The following is a 26,035-nucleotide window of genomic DNA, read 5'->3' on the forward strand; positions in this document are numbered from 1 at the left end:
ACAAAACCATTAATAATAAATATTACCACGGGGATCTGTATGAAACAGAATACTATTAAAATGAGTTGTATTGCCTTAGCCATTTCGTCGGTATTAACTGCACAGTATGCCGTTGCTGCTGATGAAGAAAATAACAGCGGCGACAAGCAAGCTGTTTTAGAGCGCATTGAAGTGACTGCTCGTAAAACGGTTGAAAGTTTACAAAATGTTCCTGTTGCAGTGACCTCTGTCAGTGAAAGAGAACTGGCAGAAAACGGCATCAGCGTAATGACTGAAATTCAGCAGTTTTCTCCCAATACCACATTACAATCTAGCCGAGGCACTAATTCTACGCTTACCGCTTTTATTCGTGGCGTAGGTCAAGAAGATCCACTTTGGGGCTATGAGCCTGGTGTCGGTATATACATTGATGATATCTATATTGCTCGTCCGCAAGGTGCAGTGCTAGACATTCTTGATGTGGAGCGTATTGAGGTGCTTCGTGGGCCACAAGGCACGTTATACGGCAAAAACACTATCGGTGGTGCAATTAAATACGTCACAAAGAAAATGACCGGTGACGGAGAATTGAGCCTTAAAGGTACTGCAGGTAGCTTTGGTCAAAAGGATGTTAAAGTCGCAGGACAATTACCCATTGTTGACGACAAGCTCTATGTTGGTTTCGCCTTTGCCAGCTTAAATCGAGATGGTTTTGGTGAATTTAAAACCTCAGCATTAGAGGGCCAAGATACTGAAAACTATAACAAGGACGTCATGGCGGGTCGCTTAAGCGTTGAATATACGCCTACCGATGACCTGTTTATGCGCTTTACCTATGATAAAACCCAAGATGAATCAAATTCAAAAGGTGGTTATCGCCTGCTGCCTAGTTTATTAACCGATGCCCCAGTGCCTGACAGTAAATATGACTCTTATACCAGTTTACCTACCTGGAATAAGGTGGAAACAGAAGGCTGGGGAGCAACCATTGAGTATAACCTCAATGAGGATTGGAGTGTAAAGTCTGTCACAGCCAAACGTGAAGGTTACTCGCCAACAAACATCGATTTTGATAATACCAGTCTACGCATTTTTGACGTCCCCGCCATTTATGAAGATGAGCAGTTTAGCCAAGAGTTCCAAGCAAACTATGTTGGTGACAATCTCAATGTCGTCTCAGGAATTTACTATTTTGACGGTGATTCTTGTGGTGTTTTCGATGCTATTTTAGAAGAAGCCTTTAAAGCGTTTGGAGGGTTAACGCGTGAAGTGAGTGGTTGTAACAATAGTGAAAGCTATGCCGCTTATGTGCAAGGCTCATATGATTTCACTGAACAATTATCAATGACATTAGGTGGCCGTTATACCCGTGAGACTAAAGAAGCCACGGTTTATAACGGGGTGATATTCGACAGCATTTATCCTCAAACTGGTTGGTATCCAGGGTTTGTGCGCGATGAAGCGTTAATTGAATCTCAAATACCTAAAGTGCTTGATGACGAAGAAACATGGTCTAAATTCAACCCACGTGTGGGTCTGGAATATCAAGTTAACGATGACATGATGCTGTTTACCAGTTACTCACAAGGATTCAAGTCGGGCACCTTCAACCCTAGGGCAACCGGAGCTGAACCTGCTGTAGACCCTGAAACGGTCGATTCCTATGAAATTGGTATCAAGAGTGAGTGGAATGATAATCTTCGTGTTAATGCAACCGTATTTTATCTCAACCATAAAGACAGACAATTTGTGACTGTATTACCCGGTGATGATGCTTCAGACCTCAATCAGCGTTTAGGCAACATTGGTAAGTCTACAGCCAGTGGACTAGAGCTTGAAGTTGAATATGCTGCAACAGATTCACTTAATTTATTCGCAAATCTTGGCTTAATTGACGCCACGTTTGATGAAGTGATTTCTTATGATGAATTTGGTACTAAAATTGATATAAGTGATACTTACACAATTACCAACACCCCAGATACCACCGCAAACCTTGGTTTTAGTTATAGTATTGAAGCCGACGTAGGTAGTTTTATCATTAATGGTAATTACTATTACCGCAGTGACTATGACTTAGCGGTGGTGGATAACCTATTGAGCCAAGATGGATATGGATTGCTGAATTTTGGGGTGAATTGGTATAGCAATGACGGCCATTGGAATGCCGGCCTGCATTGGAAAAACGTCACTGATGAAGAGTATTTGGTTGGTAACTACGCTTTTGTCACGCCAACCGGCAACGGAGACTTTACGCCAGGACTTGGCGGCGATAACACCTTAATTGGTTATTATGGCGATCCGGAGACGATTTCGTTAACGGTTGGCTATATGTTCTAAGCGTTAATGAGTCAATTGCCTATTAAAGAATAGCCGGATCACTATAGAACCGGTTATTCTTTTTATAGATGATGAAGTCTGCGTGTGTTGGACGATCAATAATTAATAATCAATAATCAATAATCAATAATCAATAAATAATAAACAACACCAGCGCAATTTTTTAGGAGCCGACGATGTCTCAGATAAAAGTGGCAATTGCAGATGATCACCCGCTATTTCGTGCCGCTTTAACCCAAGCTGTACTTAAAAATTTCAATGATGCTGAAGTGTTAGAGGCTGAAAATTTTCCAGAATTAATCTCTATTGTGGAGCAACATTCAGATATAGAGATCATCTTTATTGATTTGCATATGCCTGGAAACGATGGTTTTACAGGATTAACCTTATTACAAAATCACTTCCCAGATATTGTCGTTATTATGGTGTCTTCTGACGATCAACCCGAAATTATTCGCAAGGCGATCAATTTTGGCGCCAGTGCATTTATTCCTAAATCTGCTAATTTAACCCAAATATCGACCGCCATTGAAACCGTGCTTGAAGGGGGAATTTGGTTACCCGAACACACTAATATCAGCGCCGATCAACATACAGCCGCTGAGCATCAACGTCTGGCAAAACAATTAGCTCAGTTGACCCCCCAGCAATACACAGTGCTAGCCAATATTGCAAATGGCCGCTTAAATAAGCAAATTGCCTACGACTTAAACATTAAAGAAACCACCGTTAAAAAGCATGTTTCAGCTATTTTGCTAAAGCTTGAAGTGTACAATCGCACTCAAGCAGGGCTGGTGTTTCAACAATTAATGATCACTTCAACTGAAAATCGGCAGATAAATGCTTAATATTCTGATTTAGATTGAAAACCGTTAAATAAAATGCCGCAACGTGAGGCCTTTTTGTCTAAGCGATGTCTACAACAAGCAACGTCTAAAAATGTACTCGTTATTATGGTGTCAGTTGTTTAATGATCCGTTTCAAGGCAATTGCCTTGAGCGGTTTACGTACAAAACTAAATTGAGCACTGCTCGTATGTTGTCGAACAGTTTCTGAGGGATCTGCGGAGCAAATAACACATGTGGTTTGCTTATTGGTCATTTCACTGTGGTTCGCCAATAAATATTGTACTAAATCGACACCATTTTTATCATCTTCTAAATGGTAGTCTGCAATGATTAATCTTGGTTGTGGATTATCCGCCAGTTGCTGCATTGCGCTAGATTGATCTTTGGCCGTAATCACATGACATCCCCAACCACTCAATAATGACGAGATTGCCTTTAGCATGAGATCATCATTGTCGATAACGAGCACAGTAATATTAAAGCTGTCGCTATTGATCTCATCTTCGACGGGGATGTTTAGTAAATTAACAGACTTTTTTTGTTGTGAGACACGGGGTATTTCAACACTGAAGCAAGTCCCTTTACCGACTTCAGAATGCAGCGATATTTTAATATCCAATAAGTTTGCTATACGATCGCATATCGCCAAGCCCAGACCTAAACCTGGAATTTCACGTGTGAGTTCTAAGCGTTCAAACTCGCAAAAAATTGCCTGTCGTTTATCAACAGGAATTCCAGGTCCATTGTCCCAAACTTGTATTAACAAAGCGTTCTCAAGTCGCCTGACACCTAATAGAACCTTAGGGACAAAATCGGCGTTCTCAATGGCCTCTTTTGCTTTATTGCCTGACTTAGTATCTTGAAGCGCTGGTTGGTGCTTGGTGTTACCTGAAGGGGAATAATGAAACGCATTAGACAAAAAGTTTTGAATAATTCGGCGTAATAGCCTTTGATCGCTGTGGACGAAACAGGAAGAGACCTGGTAATTAAAATCAATGCCTTGTTGAACCGATAACGCCTTAAATTCATTGACCAATGTTGAGAGTATATCATCAATTGCAAATTGACTTTTTTCGGTTTTTAACGAGTTACTGTCTAAGCGAGATATTTCAACAAGGTCTGATAGCAAACTTTCTACTACGTTTAATGAGTCTTCGATATGAGTGGCTAAATCCTGAAGTTCGGTTGATTTGACTCTTTGCTTCAGCATCTCAGTAAATAATGTTAACGCATTAAAGGGTTGCATTAAATCATGACTTGCAGCGGCCAAAAATCGTGTTTTACTGCTATTGGCCGCTTCTGCTTCTGCTTTTGCTTTTTCAAGTTCTTTGGTGCGGCTTTCTACCCGTTTTTCGAGTGTGTCATTAGCAAGTTGTAAGGCTTTTTCTGCTTCAATATGGGCAGTAATATCAGAAAACGTACTGACAAACCCACCGCCTGGCATGGCTTGGCCGCGAATTTCTAGCACTTTTCCGTCAAGCATGATGCGTTGAAAATGATGTGGACTGCCACTGCGCATATGATCTAAGCGCTTTTCAACTAGCTCGTGGGCAGCGTCGCCGACAATGATCCCCCTGTCGATGTTAAATCTAATCAGTTGCTCAATGTGTAGCCCCGCTTTTACAAAATCTTTTGGGTAATCGAGCAGTTCAATATAGCGTTGATTCCAAGCGACTAAGCGCATATCGGCGTCTACAACGCTAATGCCTTGCTCAATATTTTCAACGCCCGATTGCAGCAGTTCGCGGTTAAATTCAAAGATTTGGCTCGCTTCATCAACAATGCTAACCACATCTTCTAGTGGCACGTGTTGGCTGCGAGAAGCAGCGCTCATCACCATTCTAGTCGATGCAGAACCGAGTACGCCTGATAGTTTTAGGCGAGTGTAATCAACAAGTTGTTGCTGCTGATCTTTACCGCTGAGCTTTTTGGATTCTGCTAGCAGGGTATCGGCTTCATCTTTATTAATAAAACGATTTAATAAACTGGCTAAATCATCTATAGATAAGTGACGTTCTGACTGAACTTGTTTTCTGTTAACAAATAAATCGGCTTGTAAAACCTCGCCAACGCTTTGCTCTTTAAACAGTGAAATGACCACAAAGCAGCCGATGTTAGCCGCTAAACTGTAAAATACACCGTGGCTGATATTGTCCAAATGGGTTAATCCAAACAATGCAGTTGGCGTTAACCAAGTTATATCAAATAAACCAAAGTTAACCCATAGTGCATCAGGAAATGTAACGGGCAAAAGTAGGGTATAAAGCCAGACAATACTTCCCATCATTAAACCAATGAATGCCCCTTGGGTTGTTGCATTTCGCCAATATAAGGCGCCTACAGCGGCTGGCGCAAATTGAGATAACAGCACAAATGATAGTAAGCCAATACTGGCTAAATGATTTTGCTGATTGATAAAACGTTCAAATGCAAAGGCCGATAGTAAGATTACGGCGATAGATATACGGCGTAAATTTAATAAGATTCCTGATAATTGCGGGGTTTGTTGAGAGTTAAATTTTGGTAGACGTAACAGTAATGGGGTTAAAATTTCTGTCGAAATCATGGTGCTAAGCACAATAGCTGCCACAATAACCATTGCAGTGGCTGCAGCCAGTCCACCGATGTAAACCAATATTCCCAACCAAGCTTGCTGATAAAATAGCGGTAACGTCAGTACATAAGTATCTGCACCCACGCTGCCACCGGGGAAGCTAAGTTGTCCGGCTAATGCGATAGGTAATACAAAAATATTGATCAGTAATAGATATAACGGCACCATCCAGCGAGCCGATTTAAGTTCGTTGTCATGATTATTTTCAATCATCATCATGTGAAACTCTTGCGGCAACGCATAGATAGTAATCGCGCCCAAAATAACCTGTGATACCACAAGATAAGTGGAGTCTGATTGGGTGGTTTCTTTGATGTTTTGACTTTGAGTTAGCAAGTCGCCAAAACCATCGAAAACATAAAACGTGGCAAATATGCCCACGGCGGTAAGGGCAAATAATTTCACGATAGAACTAAACGCGATGGCAAGTACTAAGCCTTGATTGTGCTTACTGGCGGAGAGTTGGCGTGTGCCGAATAAGATACTAAAGATAATTAATACAATAGTGACCACAAATGCCGTGCTAATCCCAGACTGAAACGTGCCAGTAAGTAGATCGAAACTGGTACTGATAGCTCTTAACTGCAATGCAATATAAGGAATGGTCCCAAGCAGTGACACAATGGCGACGCTGGCGGCAATTTTAGGCGAGCGGTCAAAGCGACAGGCAATAAAGTCGGCAATAGAGGTGAGGTTCTGGCTTTTGATTATTTGTAACGTCCGCATTAGCATTGGCCAAGCAAGTACTAAACAAATGATCGAACCTATGTAAATGGGAGCAAGCCATGCCCCTGTTGTGGCAGCTTGCCCGACAGTGCCATAAAATGCCCACGAAGTGCAGCATACACCTAAGGATAAGCTATAGACCCATGGCTTTTGGCTTAACTTTTTTATAGCGCGACTTTGCCCCCACTGTGCGACCACAAATAGCATCGCAAGATAAGCAATCGAAATTGAACTGATCAACCAAGTATCAATAGATAACCAAGCCTGCAAGATATTCCCCAATGATTTTTATTTTATATCCTTGCGAAACTACACTAGACATCCTGTTTGATAAAGATTTTTAATATCGCGGTGCACTAAGGTAGTACTTATTTATCCATACCCATCAGATAACATGATTAAACTACATTAGTGTCATTTAAGGTACACATTACGCCTATGAAAATAACCCATAGATATTTGGTAGAAGGCCTGGTTTTTACGAGTTATGTTCTCTTTGCCATGGCATGGGTAGGAGGCACTGCCAGCATGAACAGCATCATGGCATCGATGCACATTGATAGCTTAGCTTCAGCAAGCTTTATCAGTGGTGCTGTCACTCTGGCTAAGATAGTGGGCACATTTGGCGCCGCTTATGTGGCGGTGAAGTGCGGGATAAAGTATGCATTTTTACTCGCGGCGCTATTAATTGTTATCGGAATAGTGACACCTTTTGCGACTAATTATGAATTACTTCTGGCCAGCCGTTTTCTAATGGGCTTAGGTGGGGCCTTCATGATTGTGTACTTCAACCCAATAGTGATGCTGTGGTTTGCGCCTGAAGATCGCCCGGTTATTAATGGTCTCAATGCGGTGGCATTTAACGTAGGTACTGCAATTATTTTATGGGGAATGACCAGTATTAACTCTCTCACTGGCAGTTGGCAAAACAGCTTGGTGTTGTTTTCTGCCGCTAGCTTGGTACTTGCAATGCTGTGGCTACTGGTTAAGTTTGAAACGCCATCGCCCGCTAACCATGTATCTGGTTCAGAGCTGGCAATATACGGTTATCTTGAAGGGTTAAAAGATAAATTTAATTGGGCTTATGCTTTTACCTATTCAGGACTGCTTTCTTTTTACATTTGTTTATTTACTTTCTATCCTCAAGCGGGAATAAGTCAAAGCAAATGGGTGATTGGTTTTGGTATTGTCGGCACTATTGCAGGAATGTTTTATAGTCGCAAAAACCCGTTACGCTTGCCTATTCTTCGCTGGAGTGGGTTGATTATTGTTATCACCGTTTTCGGTTTATCTTTTAGTCCCGAGTCTTGGTTGCAAACGTTATGTGCAATAGTGTTGGGCTTTTTTATCTTTTTCCCGGTGACGGCATTAGTGTCCATTCCTCACGAGCTCCCTAAGATGACAGGCCAAAAAATTACTGTGGTTTTTAGCCTATTTTGGTCAATCAGTTATCTTGTTTCTACTATCGTGTTGTGGGTATTTGGTAAGCTTGTTGATTTAAGCGATGGTAGCTATTTTAGCTCATTTGTGATGATCACCTTACTCAGTGGCACTGTGTTTGTAGGCAGTTATTTTCTACCAGAAACCGGAAAACCAAAGGAGTTAATATCATGCGAGGAATAGTATCCCCCAAACTCATTGATTTTCTAGCCTTAGCGAACAGTAATATTGCCTTGGCTAAGCAAAATAATGTTCAATTTACGCCGACAATATTGCGTGAAAACTTAAACAAACTTGGCGCGTTAATGAGTGACTCGCCATCGGTGAGCTATATTGCCGACGAAGCGCTTACGTTAACCGATCGTACCATTCCGGTTAGAGTTTATAGTCCTGCACCAGAGCTGCCTTTGCCTGTGTTAGTGCATTTTCATGGTGGTGGCCATATGTGTGGCAGTGTGGCGCTGTACGATCCTATTTGCCGTCACCTTGCCAGTATTGCGCAGTGCGTGGTGATATCTGTCGAGTATCGACTTGCACCTGAATATCCTTATCCTGCTGGGGTTGAAGATTGTGAATATGCATTAATACATTACGCGCAGTTACTCAATGATGTTAACCATCAAGACTCAGTCACCATTATTGGTGACAGTGCGGGTGGTGCTATTTGCACCAGTTTAAGCATGAAAAGCTTAACCGATAAACGGATTCATATAGACCAACAAATTCTGATTTACCCCAGTGTCGATTACACATTAACTAGCCCATCACTTGATAGTAATGGCTGTGGGTTTTTACTCGAGACTAGCCGCATCAAATGGTATTTTGAGCAGTATTTCAAGCAGTCCGATCAACGCTCTGATCAAATCAAACAGGCTTCACCTTTACTTGGCACCATTAACGCTAACTTACCTAAGACACTCATTTTTACTGCAGGTTGTGATCCGCTCAGAGATGAGGGCATAGCCTATGCTAAGGCTCTGAGCGCGGCAGGTGTGGATGTTGAGCATTATTCGTTTGACGGCATGATCCATGCCTATATGTTACTGCACGATTTGGTTAAACAAGAGTGCATGACAACCTATCAGCGCATCGCTGAGTTTATGGCCAAGGCCTAACTCATACTCATATTTTAAGCAACACTATCATCTTGGCTAGTACATCGATTGGTAAGGTCTGTGTCTCGGCAAATAAAACAACCCGTATTCGCACACAGCGAATACGGGTTGAATTTTTTGCTAAATACTAACGTTTAAACATAAGGTTAGCTAAGCTTATTGTGCCGTCCAAGCGCCGTCCATCGGAAGTGCTGAACCTGTAATGCCTCTTGCTGCATTGCCACAAAGGAATAACACGAACTCACCTATTTCTCTGGGGGCTAACATTTCTGGTAATGGCTGCTTGGAGGTCACCAGCTGGTATTTTGCATCTTCATAACTCAAGCTTTTATCCGTTGCTATTGTGTCAATTTGCTTACTGATAAGCGGCGTATCAACCCATCCAGGACAAATTGCGTTAACGGTAATACCTTGCTCCGCACATTCAATCGCGACCACTTTTGTTAATCCAATAATCCCATGCTTTGCTGCGCAATAGGCCACTTTATTCGCTGAGGCGACTAAACCATGGACTGAGGCAATATTGATGATCCGTCCCCACTTTTTTTCAGCCATTAAAGGCACGACTTTTTGAATGGTATGAAAAGCGGAGGATAAGTTAATGGCGATGATGTCATTCCATTTTTCTATCGGAAAATTAGTGATATCTTGTGTATGTTGAATTCCAGCATTGTTGACCAAAATATCGATACTCCCTAAGGCATTAACCGCATTATTGATAAACTCATGTATGCAGTTAGCATCTCTTAAGTCCGCATTGCTAAAAAAAGTGTTTATTTGGTACTGAGCTGCAAATTCAGAGGCTAAAGAGAGTCCATCATCTTGGTCCATTAGCCCATGTAACACGATATGACAACCCTGCTCTGCAAGCACGTGGGCAGTCGCCAGACCAATACCGCTAGTTGAGCCAGTAATAAGCGCCACTTTCCCTTTTAGTCCTGTTTGTAACGTCGACATAGTATCCGTTCCTCAATTCTATAGCGGCAATGACAGCATATGTGATCACCCACAGTTAATGTTTCATAGCGAAATTGTATTCACTACAATCCGATTTAGTACTCTCAGATTTAGTACCTCAGAGTAAAGCAATTACAGGACTATTTATTTGGCACCTTAGTACCATAGGAACGGTTACATTTTTCGGTAATTGTTATTAATCTCAGATCGGGATAATAAAAGGGTCATCAAACAGTCTTTTATCCCGCTAACTGTGTTGCATTAACTTGCAATAGGCTTGTTATTGACACGCCAATGCGCCTTGCTAGTAAAACAAATAACAAGTTTGATATGGAATAGGTCAACTATTTTGATTTTGGCTTACTTATCAGACCGCTTAACCAACCTTGTGGTTAATTAGTACGATTTGCTGGTTAATCTTCAAAATAGAGCGCTTTATGTGTGGATTTAATAAGGTCGTTGACAGCTACGCCGCAGCATTAGCAGGACGTTAAGTTGGTATAACCATCATTACGGGTGGTCTTGGATTATGTGGTATTCCTGAAAATATTATCAAAGAGTTCAAACCATCGGCACTGAAAATATGACCTTAGTGTCCAATAATGACCGCACAACAGATTATGGATTGGGGCTATTACGTCTTGATAAACAGAGAAAGAAAATGATTGCTTACTATGTCGTTGAAAATCTGGGTTAAATGCCAATTGTTAAGCTCAAATGATGGGGGGAGAATTTGACGTTTAATTAACACCTACAGACTGGTAAGGCCTAGGAATACTAGACACATTCGCTGAAAAATGACAGTCTCTGGGAATCCCGCTTTCTCTTTCTCTTTCTCAGTAAAAACTGATCTATCGCTATGTCTACGTTATCCGTTGAGCCAATAATAAAATGTAGCAGTGAGCACACAGGTAGACGTTACGTCTTACACCGAGTCCAGATCTTAAGTCTTTAGTCTTGAATAAAATCTTCCATAAACCAAGCACTGAAAGTGTGGCGGCCATCGACTTCAGCTTTACTATAAATCGTTGAGGCTTGTTGACGAACCGTTTTTTCTTTTGTTAGTCGCACTTCGGCAATCTCTTTAAAACTGAGCCCTTTTAACAATAAAAGGGCAACCTGCTGCTCACTTTTTGTAAAACCCCAAGTATCAAATTGAATGGCAATCGTTTGACTATATTCTTGTCTGGCTGCGCGCATTTTGCTCGACATGTTATTGATCTGTTTGTCAGCGTTTGCGAGTTTGAACCCCAGCGCTTTTACTTGGCGAGAACTGCGTATGAGGTCGTAACCTAAATAGATACTCCCCACGATGGTAAGCAATACCAAAATACTCTCTTGCGCTATATGCCAAGCAGGGATCTCGAGCTGCAAGTCAGCGATGATGTCAAACAGCTTAAACAGCGTTATCAGCAGTAATAATACAATAATGGCTACATCTTTTTTCATGGCAGAGATCCTGAAACGAATAAGTAATACAAATTAACTAAAAATGATGCTTATTAATTTAATTCAATAAAATCAGTTATCTAATTTATGGTACATATGTACTATACCCATCATTATGATACATATTCCCCATGTATTCTAGGGGGTAACCGTTACAATCTGTATACATTTGGGGTAAAAGAAATTACTTATGTCTGCGGTTAAGTTTAGTTTCAAAATATGTCTTTTAATTACTTTAGCTAGCGGTATTTTTAGCCATGTCGCTTTTAGCAATGAACTGCCACAACTTGTGCAAATAAGCCAAGCTAGGTTAAAAGCGACACAACTCAATGGCACGCCACTCAATGATGGTCGTGGTGTAGAGTTGAGCAGTTCGACTTGGTTGTCAGGCTTACCCATTATTAGTTTAAGTTACCTTAACGACCTTGATAATAATAACATTTACGAGCAAGAGGTATCGCTCAATCTACCGATGAAATCATTGAGTTTGCACAGCAGCGATAAACAGCTAAGGCAGTTGACGCAAGCTTTGCAAGGCCAACAAGTAGCGTTACAAAAATTGTACTTATCTGGATTGCTCAGACAAAGCATGTGGGACCATCGCATTGCATCGGTCAAGCTTAGTCAGCTGAATCGTAAAGCCAGTTTACTCGAAAAATTATATGCTCAGCAAAAGCAACTTTCCGATGTTGGAGAGTTACCTGTGGTGAATTTATTACTGCTCGAGCGTGAGCGCGTTGATATTGATTTAGCCCAGATTGATCTTAAGCAGCAACAAGCTGAGGCGCTTTCTCTTTTTCGTTCGTTAACTGGCCTTAACGAAATGCCCCAGAAAATAGAAGAAGACGGCCATGAAATCTCTCAACTTGAAACCAATAACTTTGATGCGATTCACGTGGCGTTAATGCAGCATCCATTGTGGCAATTGCAATCTTTGCAACAGCAACAACAGTTGTTAATGATTAAAAGTCAGCAAGCAGGAGAGCAAGATCCCTGGACACTGTCATTGACCGCAAAAGAAACCGCTGGCGATCAATTTAATGACCAACATTTAGGGCTCGGAATTAGCGTGCCACTGGGCTTTGGCTCGGCGTTATCACAAAGTGAGCTGTCCATTTGGCAAAAAGACCATCAAGAACAGAGTCTAAACAGTGAACGCATCTACCTTGAATTAAAAACTCAAACAGAAAAGCTTGCAATGCAACAGCAAAGTCTCCGCCAACAGCAGCAGTTGTTGCAGCGCGGGCTGACGCTAAGCCGAACCATTACTGAACATTTAGCTAAAGTGAAAGATCAAAATCAAATTGGCTATGAAATCTGGCTGCGCCGCTATATGGATGCGCTTGATACCGAATCGCAATTAGCGCTTAACCAAGTCTCTCAGCAACAACTTCACTCTCAGCAACTGCAAGCCTTAGGAATTTCATTATGATGGCCAAGTTTGGTGCCAGCTTTTTATGTATATCAATCTGTTTCTCAGTCAGTTTCGCGTCCGCGGAGTCGATATCACTTGCCGAATTGGGTAGCTTAGAACTGAGCTATATTCAGCCTCGAAAAGTGGCCAGTTATGAAGGTAGCTCTCTGCCAGCACAAATAGAGCGCTTACCCGGTAATGATTATTGGGTCAGTACACCTGAAAATATCCAACAAGTGACGTTTTTAGTGGGCCAAGGGCAAATTGTCACCAAAGGCCGGGCGATTGTAAGATTGACCGGGCCTGAAGTGTTTCATTTTCTGGCTCAAATAGAGGCGGCTAAAAGTCTTTATCAACTTGCTAAACAGCGTTATGACCGCAACAAGCCGCTATTAAACAATGGCAGTATTAGCACGGATAAATGGCGCGAGATCAGTCAAGACTATTTCAGTACTCATCTTGAATACGAGCATATGCAACATTTTATGGAGATGGTGCAAAGCATCGATGCTGATACAGAATCGTTAGTAGTGATGGCACCCGTTGCAGGCATAGTTAATCTTAATCATCTCAATAGCCCTTATACCGCCGGCGCCCAGTTATTTTCGCTGGTACCCACCGACAGTATTCGGGTTAAGGTGAATGTGCCCATGAGTCAATCAACCTCATTATCGGCGGTTAACATTAATCAGTGTCATATTGCGATAGATGAAGTATCGGCTATTGCGGATGGTGTTTTTTTAACTGCGTGGTCAATGCCGGTACCTCAAGAGTGTAACCTACTGTTAGGGCAGCAAATCACCGCGATACCTGAGTATCAAAAAGCCGTGTATCTGTTACCCAAAAATAGCGTATTTAGTTGGCAACAAGAGAGCCAAATCTTTATACAAACAACGCAAACATTGTCCGCGCTCAGTATCGATATTTTAGGCTCTACCCCTGATGAATATATTGTTGCGAGTGATCAAGACTTAAGCCAAATACAAGTGTTATCTCAATCTGTTGCTGCTGTTAAAGGGATATTACTTGGCTTAGGAGGCGAATAATATGCTCGCTTCCGTGATCCGTTTTTCGCTCACTCAGCGCCTGTTCGTGCTTATTGTGGCGCTGATATTAATGTTAGCTGGCGCTCGCGCTTGGTTTTTTATTCCGCTGGATGCGTTTCCTGATATTTCACCGACCCAAGTGAAAATCATCCTAAAAGCGCCCGGGATGACGCCTGAAGAAATTGAAGCTCAAATTACCGTGCCTATCGAAACTGAGTTATTAGGTATACCGAATCAGGCTATTTTACGCTCAACGACCAAGTACGCCATCAGCGACATTACCTTGGATTTTATCGAAGGGACTGATATCTATTGGGCAAGACAGCAGGTGAGCGAGCGACTAGCCGCGGTGTGGGACAGTTTTCCAGAGGGCGTATCGGGTGGTGTTGCACCTATGAGTACGCCATTGAGTGAGATTTTTATGTTCACTCTGGAAAACCCTAATTTATCTTTAATGGAACGCAGGCAGTTACTGGAATGGGAAGTTCGCCCACTGCTGCGCACCGTTGCTGGGGTCGCCGATGTCAATATTTTGGGCGGTTATGCTAAGAGCTTTAGCATTAATCCCAATCCTTCAGCGATGGCCGCCGCCGGGGTGAGTTTTGCCTCATTACAACAAGCGATTATTGATAATAACCATAATGAAGGCGCCGGCAAGCTCACTATTGGCACCGATACTATTATCGTCCGCGCTGAAGGGCGCATTGATGATATTGATGAACTTAAGCAATTGGTGATTAAGGCCGATGACGCCAAGGTGTATCGCCTTAGGGACTTGGCTGACATTCAAATTGGCCATCTGGCTCGTTATGGCGCTGTGACCAAAGACGGTGAAGAGGCTGCTGAGGCATTAATTATTGCCCTTAAAGATGCCAATACTGCCCAAGTGGTCAGCAGCATTAAAGATAAGCTTGAACAGATAAGCGTAACGTTACCTGAAGGCAGTGTGATTAATACCTTTTATGATCGCGCTAATCTAATTAATACCGCCATCGATACCATTTCAAGTGCATTGTTTGAAGCTGTGCTGTTAGTTATTGTGCTATTGGCTCTGTTTTTAGGTAATGTCCGCGCCGCTTTGGTGGTGTCATTGTCTTTGCCTCTCGCTGCATTGATGACTTTTTTGATGATGGATCTATTCAATCTTTCTGCCAATCTGATGAGCTTGGGGGGATTAGTGATTGCCATTGGTATGTTGGTTGATTCTTCAGTGGTGGTGGTTGAAAACATGGTCAACCTGATTGCGACTAAGCAACGTTTACCGCGCTTACATCTTATTTATCGTGCCACTAAAGATGTCGCCATTCCTGTGGTGTCTGGCACTGTGATTGTAATGATAGTGTTCTCGCCGTTACTGACGTTAACAGGGCTTGAGGGCAAATTGTTTACTCCTGTTGCGGTGACAATCGTGTTCGCCATGTTGTCGGCATTGGTGTTATCGCTCACCGTCATTCCGGTAGTTGCCTCTTATCTTGTTAATGAAAAGGCCGCTCAAGAACCCAAGGCCATTGAAAAACTCAAAGCCGCCTACCTCAGCAGCCTTAAAAGTACCTTTAATCATAAAAAGCCTTTTATGATCATCGCGTTTGTCTTACTCATTGTCAGCTTAGGCTTGTTTAGCTTAGTGGGTAAAACCTTTATGCCCACCTTAGATGAAGGTGACATCATTTTACAGCTAGAAAAATCGCCTTCTATCTCGCTTGAGGCCTCTATTGCGATTGATAAGCAAATTCAGCAGACCTTGCTTGCTGCAGTTCCTGAGATTAAGCAGATGGTTGCTCGCACCGGAGCCGATGAAATTGGTTTAGATCCTATGGGCCTTAATGAGACCGATGTATTTCTGGAGCTTGCTCCACGGGATGAATGGCGATTTGATCATAAAGAGCAATTAATTGAGGCGATTCGCAGCGAGCTGCTTAATTTTCCTGGGGTGAATTTTAACTTTACCCAGCCTATCCAGATGCGCGTCTCGGAAATGCTTACCGGCAGTATTGGTGATGTGGCCATTAAGGTATTTGGCACCGATATTGATACTCTTGGGCAATTAACCGCTCAGATAGAGCAGTTGGTCAGTACCACGAGCGGCAGTATTGATGTCAAAATGTCGATGATTGAAGGCAGTCCTTTTATCAATTTAACCTTAGATAACGAATTGGCTCGCGGTTTTGGCATGAGTACCATGGAGTTTGCTCGTTACCTCAAGAGTCAACTCGAAGGAGTGGTTGTCACCGAAGTGCTACAAGGTAAGAAGCGCACGCCAGTATTGATAGCCAATAATCAAAGTGGTTTAAGTAGCATTCATGAACTGCAAAACCAGTTGCTGGTGATGCCGGATCATTCACTGAAGCGCATTACCGATGTGGCCAAGTTAAGCTACAAAGAAGGACCGATTTTAATTGAACGAGAGCAAGGCGATCGTTTCTCGGTTATCACTACTAACGTGCAGGGACGCGATATCGTCAGTTTTGTAGAAGAGCTCAACGCTAAAATTACCGCCGAGATCAAGTTTCCTAGCGGATACAGTGTCAGCTTTGGTGGCGAGTTTGAAAACCAACAACGTGCGACCAATAATTTACTGCTGGTTATCCCAATAGCGATTGCATTAATTACGCTAATCTTGTTCACCACTTTTGGCTCACTGGCTAAAGCCGGTTTGATCCTCGCTAACGTGCCGTTTGCCATGATGGGCGGTATTGTGAGCTTATATTTTTCCGGTGAATATCTATCTGTACCAGCATCTGTCGGTTTTATTGCACTGCTTGGCGTGGCGGTACTCAATGGCGTGGTGATGGTGAGTTATTATGAGCAGACCAAACATCTATTCAGTGGTTTATTGGCACGAGTAGAGCAGGGCGCTGCCAGGCGTTTACGGCCAATCTTGATGACGGCCACCACGGCGATGTTTGGCTTAATGCCGCTGGTATTTGCTTCTGGACCGGGTGCTGAAATCCAAAAACCTTTAGCCATTGTGGTCATAGGTGGTTTGTTAACATCAACCATTACAACACTTTATTTATTGCCCATCCTTTATTACTGGCTGGAGAAACGTCAATGATCACCGAGCAACTGTTAGTGCTGATCGCCCAAAATGATATCAAGGATGATATCGTCGATACCTTAATTGAGCTTGATTTCTTGTCAGGTTTTAGCCTAGGTAATATCTGTGGTTTTAGTCGCGAGCACAGCCACTTTAATATTAAGGAGCAAGTTGAAGGTTACCGGGAGTTTTGTAAATTTGAAATTATGCATCCGCTTGAGCAGCAACAGGCATTATTGAGCGCCCTCGCTGTTGTGTGTAAAAACAATCCTTGTCGTTACTGGATCACGCCAATCGTACATAGCGGTACTTTATGTTAGCAGACAGTCAGTTGTTATATGAGTTAGAGGCTACTGCCGTAGCCTGTTGGTATTTCGAAGCTAGTATGCAACGGGTTTTACAGTCTGATTATCATTATTTAGCTAAATGATAAGGCGTTACAAATGACATTTTATAACTGTTTCGGACTATTTTTATTGACGATGTTGGCCTTTAACCGCGTTTCTGCCAATGAGCTAAGCCCAAATGATCGCACCGTAACTGATCGTAGTGTAGCCGTAGAGTTCATTATGGCTCCTGCGAGTATAATGAAGATTTCATTCGATGAGGCCGTTATCTTAACGTCAATGACTATTAAGGATAACGACGGTTACCTGATTAACTTAGGTGTTCAAGTCCCTAAGGGTGAGCATAAGGCATTTTCTTTTGAGATCCCCAAACTTGCTCCCGCTGACTATCTCATTTTATGGCGGATCTACAACCATGATAATTCAATTCAACAGGGGGATATAAAGTTAACAATACCAGATGATGACATCTATCCTCGACCATCAACTAAAACGCACAAATACGGAATATTGCATAAAAAGTTGCATCATTAGCCCACGGGGATGACCTTATCACTATCGACTATCGACTATCGACTATGTGCTATGAGCCAAGGGCTACGAGCCAACAAAACGTTAGTTAAGCGCCAGCGCCTAAACGGATGTTATGTTTGCCGATAAAGTTAAGTAAGCGTGCCAATATCGTTAGGCACGCTGGATTGAAGAGCGTCATTTATCAATGCTTGATGGCAATCTTATTGGCCGCGGTGGTCGTCATATACCAGGCGTTTGTATTGCTATCCGTTAATTGCTGACTTCAGTGTCTATATGTTGTTTTAACAGCGCTAATAACACCTCTGGGACAAACTTTCGTTGGGTCGTAATGGCATAGAAATTCTCGTACACATTGGGTAAGCGTTGATACACTTCTAAAATACCCTGTTCAATTTCATCTTTAACGACGACAGGGGGTAGCACTACCAATGCGCCACTGTCTCGGGCTAAAAGGCGAAGCATTGCCATGTCATCGGCTTCTGCTTGCACATCTGGTTGATATTGCCAGGTTGCACAGAAGGAGTTAAATGCAGCCCGAATTTCACTATTCTTACCGGGCAATACCCAACGCATATCCTGATAACCATTAGGAAAACTGTCGTTAATCACCTTGCCTTTTGGGCCAACAATCGCCAGGGGCTGCCGGGAGACTAGTTGGGTTTGCCATAATGGATCTTTTTTATCGACACTGATTGGTCGATTGGTTAGCACCAAATCAAGTTCATGATTAGCGAGTCCGTTTAAGAGATTACTCATTCCTTTAGCTGTTAAAGAAAAACTCACATCCGCATTAGCAAGTAACGGGCTGATAAAACTCTCTACAAAATTTCGTGATAACGTGGTTAATACTCCGATAGATAAATGCTGCTTTTCACTGATGCTGCCTTTACGTAAAAATGACTCAAGCTCTTCGCCTTTGCTAAATATATCGTTAGCATATGCCAACACGCGATGGCCATGAGCGGTTAGGATCAGGCGCCGACCTCTTCGCTCAAACAAGTTAACATTCATGTTGTGTTCAAATTGCTTAATTTGGGCCGACAATGCGGACTGTGAAATATGCAGGTCTTTGGCGACGTGGGTCAGGTTACCCACAACCGCTACGCGCCAAAAATAGTAAAGATGATGATAATTAAGACGGCTCATTAATAGTTAACCAAAACAGAACGTTTTATTAGTTTATATATGTTTTTATTAAAGATATAGCTCTGACATACTCTTACGACTAAAAGAAGAGGCTGTTTATGAATATAGCGTTATCATCCGTTTTTTTGTTAAGTATTCCAATCACGTTAATTTTTGCTAGCGGGTGGAGTGGTCGTGCTAGTTTAAAAAATAAAGCGACATGGTTAGTTAACGTAAGTGGCCTTATTGTGTTGCTCTTTATGGCTGCATTAGCTGCGATACTGGGCTTACCTAGTCTAGACGCCGATGCGCAATACATTAGCCAATCAAAGCTAAGCTTAGTGATGATGGGGCTGGTGGTATTTATGAGTGTCATCTTAATTGCATTTTCTCGCAATTACATGGCGGGCGAACCCCGTGGCGGTACTTATTGGCACTGGCTACTTAATACCCTTGCCGCTGTTTCGTTGGTGGTTATTAGCAACCATTTGCTATTGTTCTGGTTGGGTTGGGTATCGATTAGCTTAGCTTTGCATAAGCTGTTAACTTTTTATCCTGAACGTCCTCGCGCAGCGCTCGCTGCCCATAAAAAATTCTTATTAGCACGAACCGCAGAAATGTCGTTAATGGCTGCGATTATTTTGTTGTATCAGCAGCATGGTACGTTATTGATAAGTGACTTAGTGGCTCACTTTAATGCCGTTGCTATAGACAATAGTGTGCAACTCACCACCGTTGATCATATTGCTGCAGTACTCATCGCGGTAACGGCCTTGATTAAATGTGCGCAATTACCCGTTCACGGCTGGTTAATGCAGGTTGTAGAAGCGCCAACACCTGTCAGTGCATTACTGCACGCTGGGGTCATTAACTTAGGGGGATTTTTGCTGATTTTATTTGGCCCTTTGTTCATTCAATCTGCCGTTGCCCAGTGGCTAGTGATTATTGTTGCTGGATTGACCACGGTTATCGCCGCATTGATTATGGCCACTCGAATTAGTGTAAAGGTACGCTTGGCTTGGTCAACGAGTGCGCAAATGGGCTTGATGTTAGTTGAATGTGCATTGGGTTTATTTGAATTAGCATTAGTGCATTTACTCACTCATTCAGTCTACAAAGCGTATGCATTTTTGAACTCTGGGAGCGCAGTGTATCAAGACATGCAACGTCGTCTTGCGCCAGCGGCCAATCCTAACCTGATAGATTGGATAGTGGCAGCAGTCTTTTCTACCCTCATTGTATCGGTGGCAGTAATGGCATTGGACTATCAAGGTGTATGGAGTGTTTGGCTGTTGTTGGTTTTAGCCCTGACGATGTTAATTGCCCAACGCCATAGTGAGCGTTTACGCAGCAGCATTATGCCCGTCTTGCTATTAACCATCTTATTGGTGCTCAGTTACAGCGGGTTTAAGTGGGTGTTTGGCGAAATTATTACCACCTCGCCAGCATTGCAGGTTGAGGCTTTTAGTGCGGTTGATATTGTCGCGATACTGTTATTTGTCAGCTTGTTTGTTCTGAGTTGGATGCTGCGATATCAGCTACATAAACCGGCACTGCAGCACTTGTATATCGATTTGTTTGCCGGTTTATATTTAGATGAGTGGCTGACACGACTGACGTTAAAAGTGTGGCCTGTGCGGTTGCCTGTGCGCACCAATATTAAGGTTTTAGACAGCACCAAAGCCACTAAAATTGAGGAGTTATAAGCATGAATGTCGCGATTAAATCAACCTCGGTGGGGCAGCTGACTGAAACCCAAAAGGCACTATTGACCACTGCGGGTCAGAAAATAGCACCCACATGGCCGCTCGATCAAATGATTGCGGTTAATCCCTTTTGGCAAATGCGTGACCAGCCAATCGAACAGGTCTCAGCGCGAGTCTCTGCACTTGATCGGGTTGAGTGTTTAATGCCAAAAGCTCATTATCGCCATTTATATGCACAAGGCGAAATCAGCCAAGATGCGTTGCAATTAGCGGCTGAGCAACAAGGCATCGCGATGTCCGTCGAGCAACTCGCGATCTTTCTTAACCAAGAAGATGATCTTGCTCACTGGCATAATATTGCCGATTTATTGGATAACCAACGTGACCAGCACAAGATGGCATGGCGTGATGAAATTATTCATCAAATTAGTCAGTTTTGCGCTGCATACTATCAACAATTGCGCCCTATTTTTCCTGCTAGCGATATTTCAGCTCCGGCAGATTTATATCGTCACTGGCTCGATATGACACGTCGTGACCGAGGGATCAGTATTATTATGGATGAACCCGGTTTGCAGCAGTATTTTCAGCAATTGCCACCAGATGCTGAGACTTTGCTCGCTGAGGCGGTTGATGAGCTGGGTGTCGATGATACTGTGATAGAAGATTATGCCCATGCATTGCTACTCGATATTAATGGCTGGGCGTCTTGGGTTGCTTATTTGCGCTGGCAAGGTGACTTACATGCAAAGCCCTGCGATGAAATGTTGCAACTACTCGCGATCCGTATGGCTTGGGAATTGGTCATTTGGCGCTATTTAAAGGCACAACAAACAGATAGTTTCACTCAATTAGCTGCACTTTGGTTAGGTGAAAAAGACCAATTAGCGCTTTTAGTTGAGCAACATGAGCAAGTACAGAAACCCCTTTGGGTGTGGGCAAAGGCCGCTGAGTTGAGTTATCAAGCTTGGCTTAATACTCAGTTAATCAATGCTAAAAAACACCTGATGACAACATCAAGGCTACAAGCGGCATTTTGCATTGATGTGCGTTCAGAGGTGATACGTCGAGCGTTAGAAGATCAAAGTGATGACATTCAAACAATAGGGTTTGCCGGTTTTTTTGGTTTACCTTTAGAGTATCAACCGCACGATAGTGAACTGTCTCGACCTCAGTTACCGGGATTGTTAAAGCCGGTTATACAAGTGTCTGAATGGCGTGATACCCAAACGCAAGTCGATACGCTCAATATAAAGGCGCGGTGGCAAACATGGTCACAAGCTGCCCCTTCGGCATTCTCTATGGTGGAATCCATGGGATGGCTTTATGCCTTTAAGATGCTAAAAAGGTCATTTTTTGCTACACAAACTGATCATCCTGTTAATGCGCTGACCCATCAAAAAAGCTGGCTGCTACGAAAAAATGCTCAGGTACTATCAGTAACCGATAAAGCCGAACTGGCAAAAGGCATTCTACATGCGATGGGACTAGACCTGTTTGCCGCTACCGTGCTGCTGGTTGGGCATGGCAGCCATACAAGCAACAATTTGCATGCAGCAGGTTTAGATTGTGGTGCCTGTGGTGGGCAATCCGGTGAAGTGAATGTGCGTGTTTTAGCCCAATTGCTCAATGATCAAGAGGTACGCAAGGCATTGACAGAATTAGGTATTACGATCCCCGCGGCGACACGGTTTGTGGCTGCACTGCATAACACCACCACGGATCATATTGATTGTTTTGATACCAAACTCGATAAGACCGTCGCGTCATGGCTACAAGCGGCTACCGAAACAGCACAACGAGAACGTATCGTGCAAATCGCCCCGAGTTTGGCTAACAGCAGTGCAGCTGTGCTGGACCGATTTTATACTCAACGCAGTCATGACTGGTCTCAAGTGCGTCCCGAGTGGGGACTGGCAAACAATGCCGCCTTTATTGTTGCACCTCGGTGTTGGACCAGAAATATCAATCTACAAGGTCGTAGTTTTTTACATGACTATCAGTGGCAAAATGATGATGGCTTTGCGGTATTAGAATTAATTATGACGGCGCCCATGGTCGTAACCAATTGGATTAATATGCAATATAACGCATCGGTCAGCGATAATTTGAAATATGGTTGTGGCAATAAGTTATTACATAACGCAGTAGCAGGTCATATAGGGGTGTTTGAAGGTAATGGGGGCGATTTACGCATTGGCTTGTCGATGCAGTCGTTGCATGATGGTGAAAAATGGATGCACCAGCCACAGCGTTTAGCGGTTTATTTAGCCGCGCCGAGGGAACCTATCGAACAAATCACCGCAAAACATGACAATGTTCGTTGGCTGATAGATAACCAATGGTTGTATCTGCTGCGCTGGTCAGATGAAGGCTTGATAGAACGTTATTACCAAGGCCAATGGTTACCCCAAGAGACTGACAAGACATAAGCTATTTATCACGTTTAGATCAGTGTGAAGCCAAAGGTATTGATATTATTCAATCGATTTATAGGTGTGTTTGAGGTGCTTGAAACCTCGGTAGCGATGCCAAGACTAACAGACGTAGCACGAGAGTCGTGTATTTTCGATTCAACTTGCGACTCATCTATGGGCCAACATAGAAGCAACCTGAGTGCTGATAGAGGTTTTTACGTGCGGTTTTATGCTAATACCAACCTGAATTTGATTGCTATTAATTAAACCGTATATCAACAAAGCTTGATGTTAAATTACCATACAACCTCGTTTACTTAGCTGTTATGCTTAACACAGTATCGTTGTTTTGAGAGTCCGATGGATAAATTTGCTTATTTAGATGCGATGAATATTACTCGCTGGCTTAGTGCCGATAAACCGTTAAAGCCTTACTTAGTGTTACATGATCTTGATGCCGATTTGTCTGATCAAACATTCATTAATGATGTACTCGGTTTATTGGACGTTGAAATTGATCAGTGTGAATTTGATTGTGAAATGGTCAAAGGGCCAAAGGTGATATGGGATATGCGTAAGATAAAAACCCGTCCCCGTGTCGCTTGGATTGTAAGCGCCCCATTAACAGAACTCCATGCTCAGGCAGACGAAAAACGTCAACTGTGGCAGCAAATATCCCAGTATTTAGATAAAACTCAACCATTGAGCAAAGGCGAGCCCAATGAACAACATTGATGCTGACGTAATTGTGCCTCTTAGGGTTGAGCATGCTGTTGTAATGGCGAAGATTGAAAAGCTAGCGCATACTCATCCTTGGTCTGAAATGAGCTTAAAAGAGTGTTTTGGGCCTTTATATCGAGTAGTGGGCATTAAGCGCCAAGATGATTTGTGTGGTTTTGCGATAGTACAGCAGATTATTGATGAGGCGACCTTACTTGATATTTGTGTGGCACCTGAAAAACAAGGTTCAGGTTTGGGGGCGGCATTAATGCAGCAGCTCATTGATGATGCAAAAAATGCCGGCGCCTTGGTGTTGATGTTGGAAGTACGCCAGTCAAATAAGGCAGCAAAATACTTATATGATAAAGTCGGTTTTATTGAGGCTGGACGGCGTAAAAATTATTACCCTACCCATGATGGCTATGAAGACGCAATTTTAATGGATTTATCATTGGATTGATTTTTGAGTAAAGCATCAGGCTTGTTTCGAACTCATTGAAAAAAAACAGCGCTAATTTAGCGCTGTTTTTTTATTCAAGGAAAAGGTTACTTCACTTCTTTACCCTGTGCTTGTAAATCAGCATGGTAGCTTGAACGAACCAATGGGCCGCAGGCTGCATGGGTAAAACCAAGCTCATCGGCTAGTACTTTCAATTGATCAAATTCCGCTGGTGGAACATAACGTTCAACGGGCAGGTGGAATTTAGACGGTTGTAAATATTGACCAAGGGTCAACATTTCAACGTTATGGGCACGTAAATCACGTAATACTTGGGCAATCTCTTCGTTTGTTTCGCCTAGACCCATCATTAAACCAGACTTTGTCGGAATAGTTGGATGACGTTCTTTAAAGCGCTTAAGCAGATCTAATGACCACTGATAGTTAGCGCCTGGACGCGCTTTACGATAATGCGCTGGAGCCGTTTCTAAATTGTGATTAAAGACATCAGGTGGCTCTGTCGCTAAAATATCTAAAGCAGCATCAATACGGCCTCGGAAATCAGGAACCAGAGTTTCAATCTTGATTTCAGGGTTTAACAAACGAATTTCGCGAATACAATCAGCGAAATGTTGCGCGCCACCATCACGTAAATCATCACGATCTACAGAGGTAATCACCACATATTTCAGCTTCATGTCTTGAATAGTTTGCGCTAGCTTTTTAGGCTCGTTAGCATCGGCTTTGAGCGGGCGACCATGGGCTACATCACAAAATGGGCAACGACGGGTACAAATCGCCCCTAAAATCATAAAGGTTGCCGTACCGTGGTTAAAGCATTCTGCTAAGTTAGGGCAAGAGGCTTCTTCACACACTGAGTGTAATCCATTTTTACGTAATGCCGCTTTTATATCGAGAATGCGTTGATTTGATACGGGTAATTTGACTCTCAACCAATCTGGCTTACGCAGCATAGTTTCGCGCTCTGATGGCACTACTTTTACAGGAATTCGAGCGACTTTTTCGGCATCACGTAATTTGACACCTGGCTGTAATCTTTCAGGCCTATTCATTATTCTGCTAATCCTTGATGATGTAAAAGTTGTTGATAGCCCATAATTTGGCTAAAGGTTTGGATTAATTTATCGCCAGCTTCAAGCACGGTCTGTGGACCCCCCAATGCTTTACATTGCACCATTTCTAAACCGGCATATCCGCAAGGGTTGATGCGCTGGAACGGGGCTAAATCCATGTCGACATTTAATGCTAAGCCATGAAAAGAGCAACCTTTACGAATGCGTAATCCTAAAGAGGCCACTTTTCGTTCTGCTACATAAACACCCGGTGCGTCTGCTTTTGCGTACGCATTGATATCGTAATAAGTCAGCATATCCACAATACTTTGCTCTATATTGTTCACTAACTGACGAACGCCTATTTTATAACGTTTGATATCGATAAGTGGATAAACCACTAGTTGTCCAGGTCCGTGATAAGTGACTTGACCACCTCGGTCTACTTGAATAACCGGAATGTCACCAGGGTTGAGTATATGCTCGCTTTTACCTGCTTGACCCTGGGTAAATACTGGCTGGTGCTCAACAATCCAAAGTTCATCTTGGCTGTCGCTATCACGAGTGTCAGTATAGTCCTGCATGGCATGCCATGTTGATTCATAGTCTTGCATGCCAAGGTGGCGAATGTGCAGTGTTTGCAAGGGTAACATCTCCCCCAGATAAATTGGGTATATCCATCGAATGAATGGATTAATTGTTGAGTATT

19 protein-coding genes are annotated in these 26,035 nt (G+C 42.9%); 13 read left to right on the forward strand and 6 right to left on the reverse strand.

What is annotated here, in order from left to right; translation table 11 throughout:
- The first annotated feature begins 39 nt into the window (after positions 1 to 39).
- Together CXF80_RS18245 and CXF80_RS18250 are read left to right on the forward strand one after the other, a co-directional pair.
- Positions 40 to 2,319 (forward strand): TonB-dependent receptor, encoded by a 2,280-nt coding sequence (locus CXF80_RS18245; RefSeq protein ID WP_101034321.1) that lies wholly within the window; start codon positions 40 to 42, stop codon positions 2,317 to 2,319.
- A gap of 176 nt (positions 2,320 to 2,495) precedes the next feature.
- Positions 2,496 to 3,167 carry a response regulator transcription factor gene (locus CXF80_RS18250; RefSeq protein WP_101034322.1) on the forward strand — a complete coding sequence of 224 codons (672 nt, stop codon included), beginning with the start codon at positions 2,496 to 2,498 and terminating at the stop codon, positions 3,165 to 3,167.
- Positions 3,168 to 3,270: 103 nt separating this feature from the next.
- Here the strand turns inward: CXF80_RS18250 and CXF80_RS18255 are convergent, their stop codons facing one another.
- A complete protein-coding gene (locus tag CXF80_RS18255) occupies positions 3,271 to 6,777 on the reverse strand; it encodes a hybrid sensor histidine kinase/response regulator (protein WP_101034323.1) in 3,507 nt (1,168 codons plus the stop codon).
- 168 nt (positions 6,778 to 6,945) lie between these two features.
- Between CXF80_RS18255 and CXF80_RS18260 the strand changes: the two genes are divergently transcribed.
- Positions 6,946 to 8,130, forward strand: a complete 1,185-nt coding sequence (locus tag CXF80_RS18260; RefSeq protein ID WP_101034324.1) for an MFS transporter — start codon at positions 6,946 to 6,948, stop codon at positions 8,128 to 8,130.
- On the forward strand, positions 8,118 to 9,062 hold the full coding sequence (locus CXF80_RS18265; protein ID WP_101034325.1) for an alpha/beta hydrolase: 945 nt from the start codon (positions 8,118 to 8,120) through the stop codon (positions 9,060 to 9,062). The genes CXF80_RS18260 and CXF80_RS18265 overlap by 13 nt, the downstream gene beginning before the upstream one ends.
- Before the next feature lie 156 nt (positions 9,063 to 9,218).
- Here the strand turns inward: CXF80_RS18265 and CXF80_RS18270 are convergent, their stop codons facing one another.
- Both CXF80_RS18270 and CXF80_RS18275 read right to left on the reverse strand, forming a co-directional pair.
- Positions 9,219 to 10,019 (reverse strand): 3-hydroxybutyrate dehydrogenase, encoded by an 801-nt coding sequence (locus CXF80_RS18270; protein ID WP_101034326.1) that lies wholly within the window; start codon positions 10,017 to 10,019, stop codon positions 9,219 to 9,221.
- A gap of 951 nt (positions 10,020 to 10,970) precedes the next feature.
- Positions 10,971 to 11,468, reverse strand: coding sequence for a helix-turn-helix transcriptional regulator (locus tag CXF80_RS18275; RefSeq protein WP_101034327.1), 498 nt, complete (start codon positions 11,466 to 11,468; stop codon positions 10,971 to 10,973).
- 190 nt (positions 11,469 to 11,658) lie between these two features.
- Between CXF80_RS18275 and CXF80_RS18280 the strand changes: the two genes are divergently transcribed.
- The 5 genes from CXF80_RS18280 (at position 11,659) to CXF80_RS18300 (ending at position 17,846) form a co-directional block, all read left to right on the forward strand.
- Positions 11,659 to 12,900 carry a metal transporter gene (locus CXF80_RS18280; protein WP_101034328.1) on the forward strand — a complete coding sequence of 414 codons (1,242 nt, stop codon included), beginning with the start codon at positions 11,659 to 11,661 and terminating at the stop codon, positions 12,898 to 12,900.
- The gene (locus tag CXF80_RS18285) at positions 12,897 to 13,928 is read left to right on the forward strand and encodes a membrane fusion-like protein (protein WP_101034329.1); all 1,032 of its coding nucleotides are present in this window, start codon (positions 12,897 to 12,899) and stop codon (positions 13,926 to 13,928) included. The genes CXF80_RS18280 and CXF80_RS18285 overlap by 4 nt, the downstream gene beginning before the upstream one ends.
- A 1-nt stretch (position 13,929) precedes the next feature.
- Complete coding sequence (locus CXF80_RS18290) at positions 13,930 to 16,983, forward strand: efflux RND transporter permease subunit (protein WP_101034330.1); 3,054 nt, start codon at positions 13,930 to 13,932, stop codon at positions 16,981 to 16,983.
- A complete protein-coding gene (locus CXF80_RS18295) occupies positions 16,980 to 17,285 on the forward strand; it encodes a DUF3240 family protein (RefSeq protein ID WP_101034331.1) in 306 nt (101 codons plus the stop codon). Before CXF80_RS18290 ends, CXF80_RS18295 begins: the two co-directional genes overlap by 4 nt.
- 123 nt (positions 17,286 to 17,408) lie before the next feature.
- Positions 17,409 to 17,846 carry a copper resistance protein CopC gene (locus CXF80_RS18300; protein ID WP_101034332.1) on the forward strand — a complete coding sequence of 146 codons (438 nt, stop codon included), beginning with the start codon at positions 17,409 to 17,411 and terminating at the stop codon, positions 17,844 to 17,846.
- Between the two features lie 249 nt (positions 17,847 to 18,095).
- On the opposite strand, the gene CXF80_RS18305 is transcribed toward CXF80_RS18300, so the two are convergent.
- Positions 18,096 to 18,992, reverse strand: a complete 897-nt coding sequence (locus CXF80_RS18305) for a LysR family transcriptional regulator (RefSeq protein WP_101034333.1) — start codon at positions 18,990 to 18,992, stop codon at positions 18,096 to 18,098.
- A 98-nt stretch (positions 18,993 to 19,090) separates the two neighbouring features.
- Here CXF80_RS18305 and CXF80_RS18310 point away from each other — a divergent pair, with 98 nt between their 5' ends.
- From CXF80_RS18310 to rimI, 4 genes are all read left to right on the forward strand, one after another.
- Entirely contained in the window at positions 19,091 to 20,677 is a 1,587-nt protein-coding gene (locus tag CXF80_RS18310) for an NADH-quinone oxidoreductase subunit L (protein ID WP_232772175.1), read from the forward strand.
- Between the two features lie 2 nt (positions 20,678 to 20,679).
- Positions 20,680 to 23,109, forward strand: a complete 2,430-nt coding sequence (locus tag CXF80_RS18315) for a YbcC family protein (RefSeq protein ID WP_101034334.1) — start codon at positions 20,680 to 20,682, stop codon at positions 23,107 to 23,109.
- Between the two features lie 345 nt (positions 23,110 to 23,454).
- Complete coding sequence (locus CXF80_RS18320) at positions 23,455 to 23,829, forward strand: DNA polymerase III subunit psi (RefSeq protein WP_101034335.1); 375 nt, start codon at positions 23,455 to 23,457, stop codon at positions 23,827 to 23,829.
- On the forward strand, positions 23,816 to 24,274 hold the full coding sequence (rimI, locus tag CXF80_RS18325) for a ribosomal protein S18-alanine N-acetyltransferase (RefSeq protein WP_101034336.1): 459 nt from the start codon (positions 23,816 to 23,818) through the stop codon (positions 24,272 to 24,274). Before CXF80_RS18320 ends, rimI begins: the two co-directional genes overlap by 14 nt.
- An 86-nt stretch (positions 24,275 to 24,360) precedes the next feature.
- Here rimI and lipA read toward each other — a convergent pair whose 3' ends face one another.
- The gene (gene lipA / locus CXF80_RS18330) at positions 24,361 to 25,326 is read right to left on the reverse strand and encodes a lipoyl synthase (protein WP_101034337.1); all 966 of its coding nucleotides are present in this window, start codon (positions 25,324 to 25,326) and stop codon (positions 24,361 to 24,363) included.
- Positions 25,326 to 25,979 (reverse strand): lipoyl(octanoyl) transferase LipB, encoded by a 654-nt coding sequence (lipB, locus tag CXF80_RS18335; protein WP_101034338.1) that lies wholly within the window; start codon positions 25,977 to 25,979, stop codon positions 25,326 to 25,328. Before lipB ends, lipA begins: the two co-directional genes overlap by 1 nt.
- Between the last annotated feature and the right edge of the window lie 56 nt (positions 25,980 to 26,035).

It is taken from the genome of Shewanella sp. Actino-trap-3 (genome assembly GCF_002836275.1).
In the GTDB taxonomy this organism is placed as follows: Bacteria; Pseudomonadota; Gammaproteobacteria; order Enterobacterales; family Shewanellaceae; genus Shewanella; species Shewanella psychromarinicola.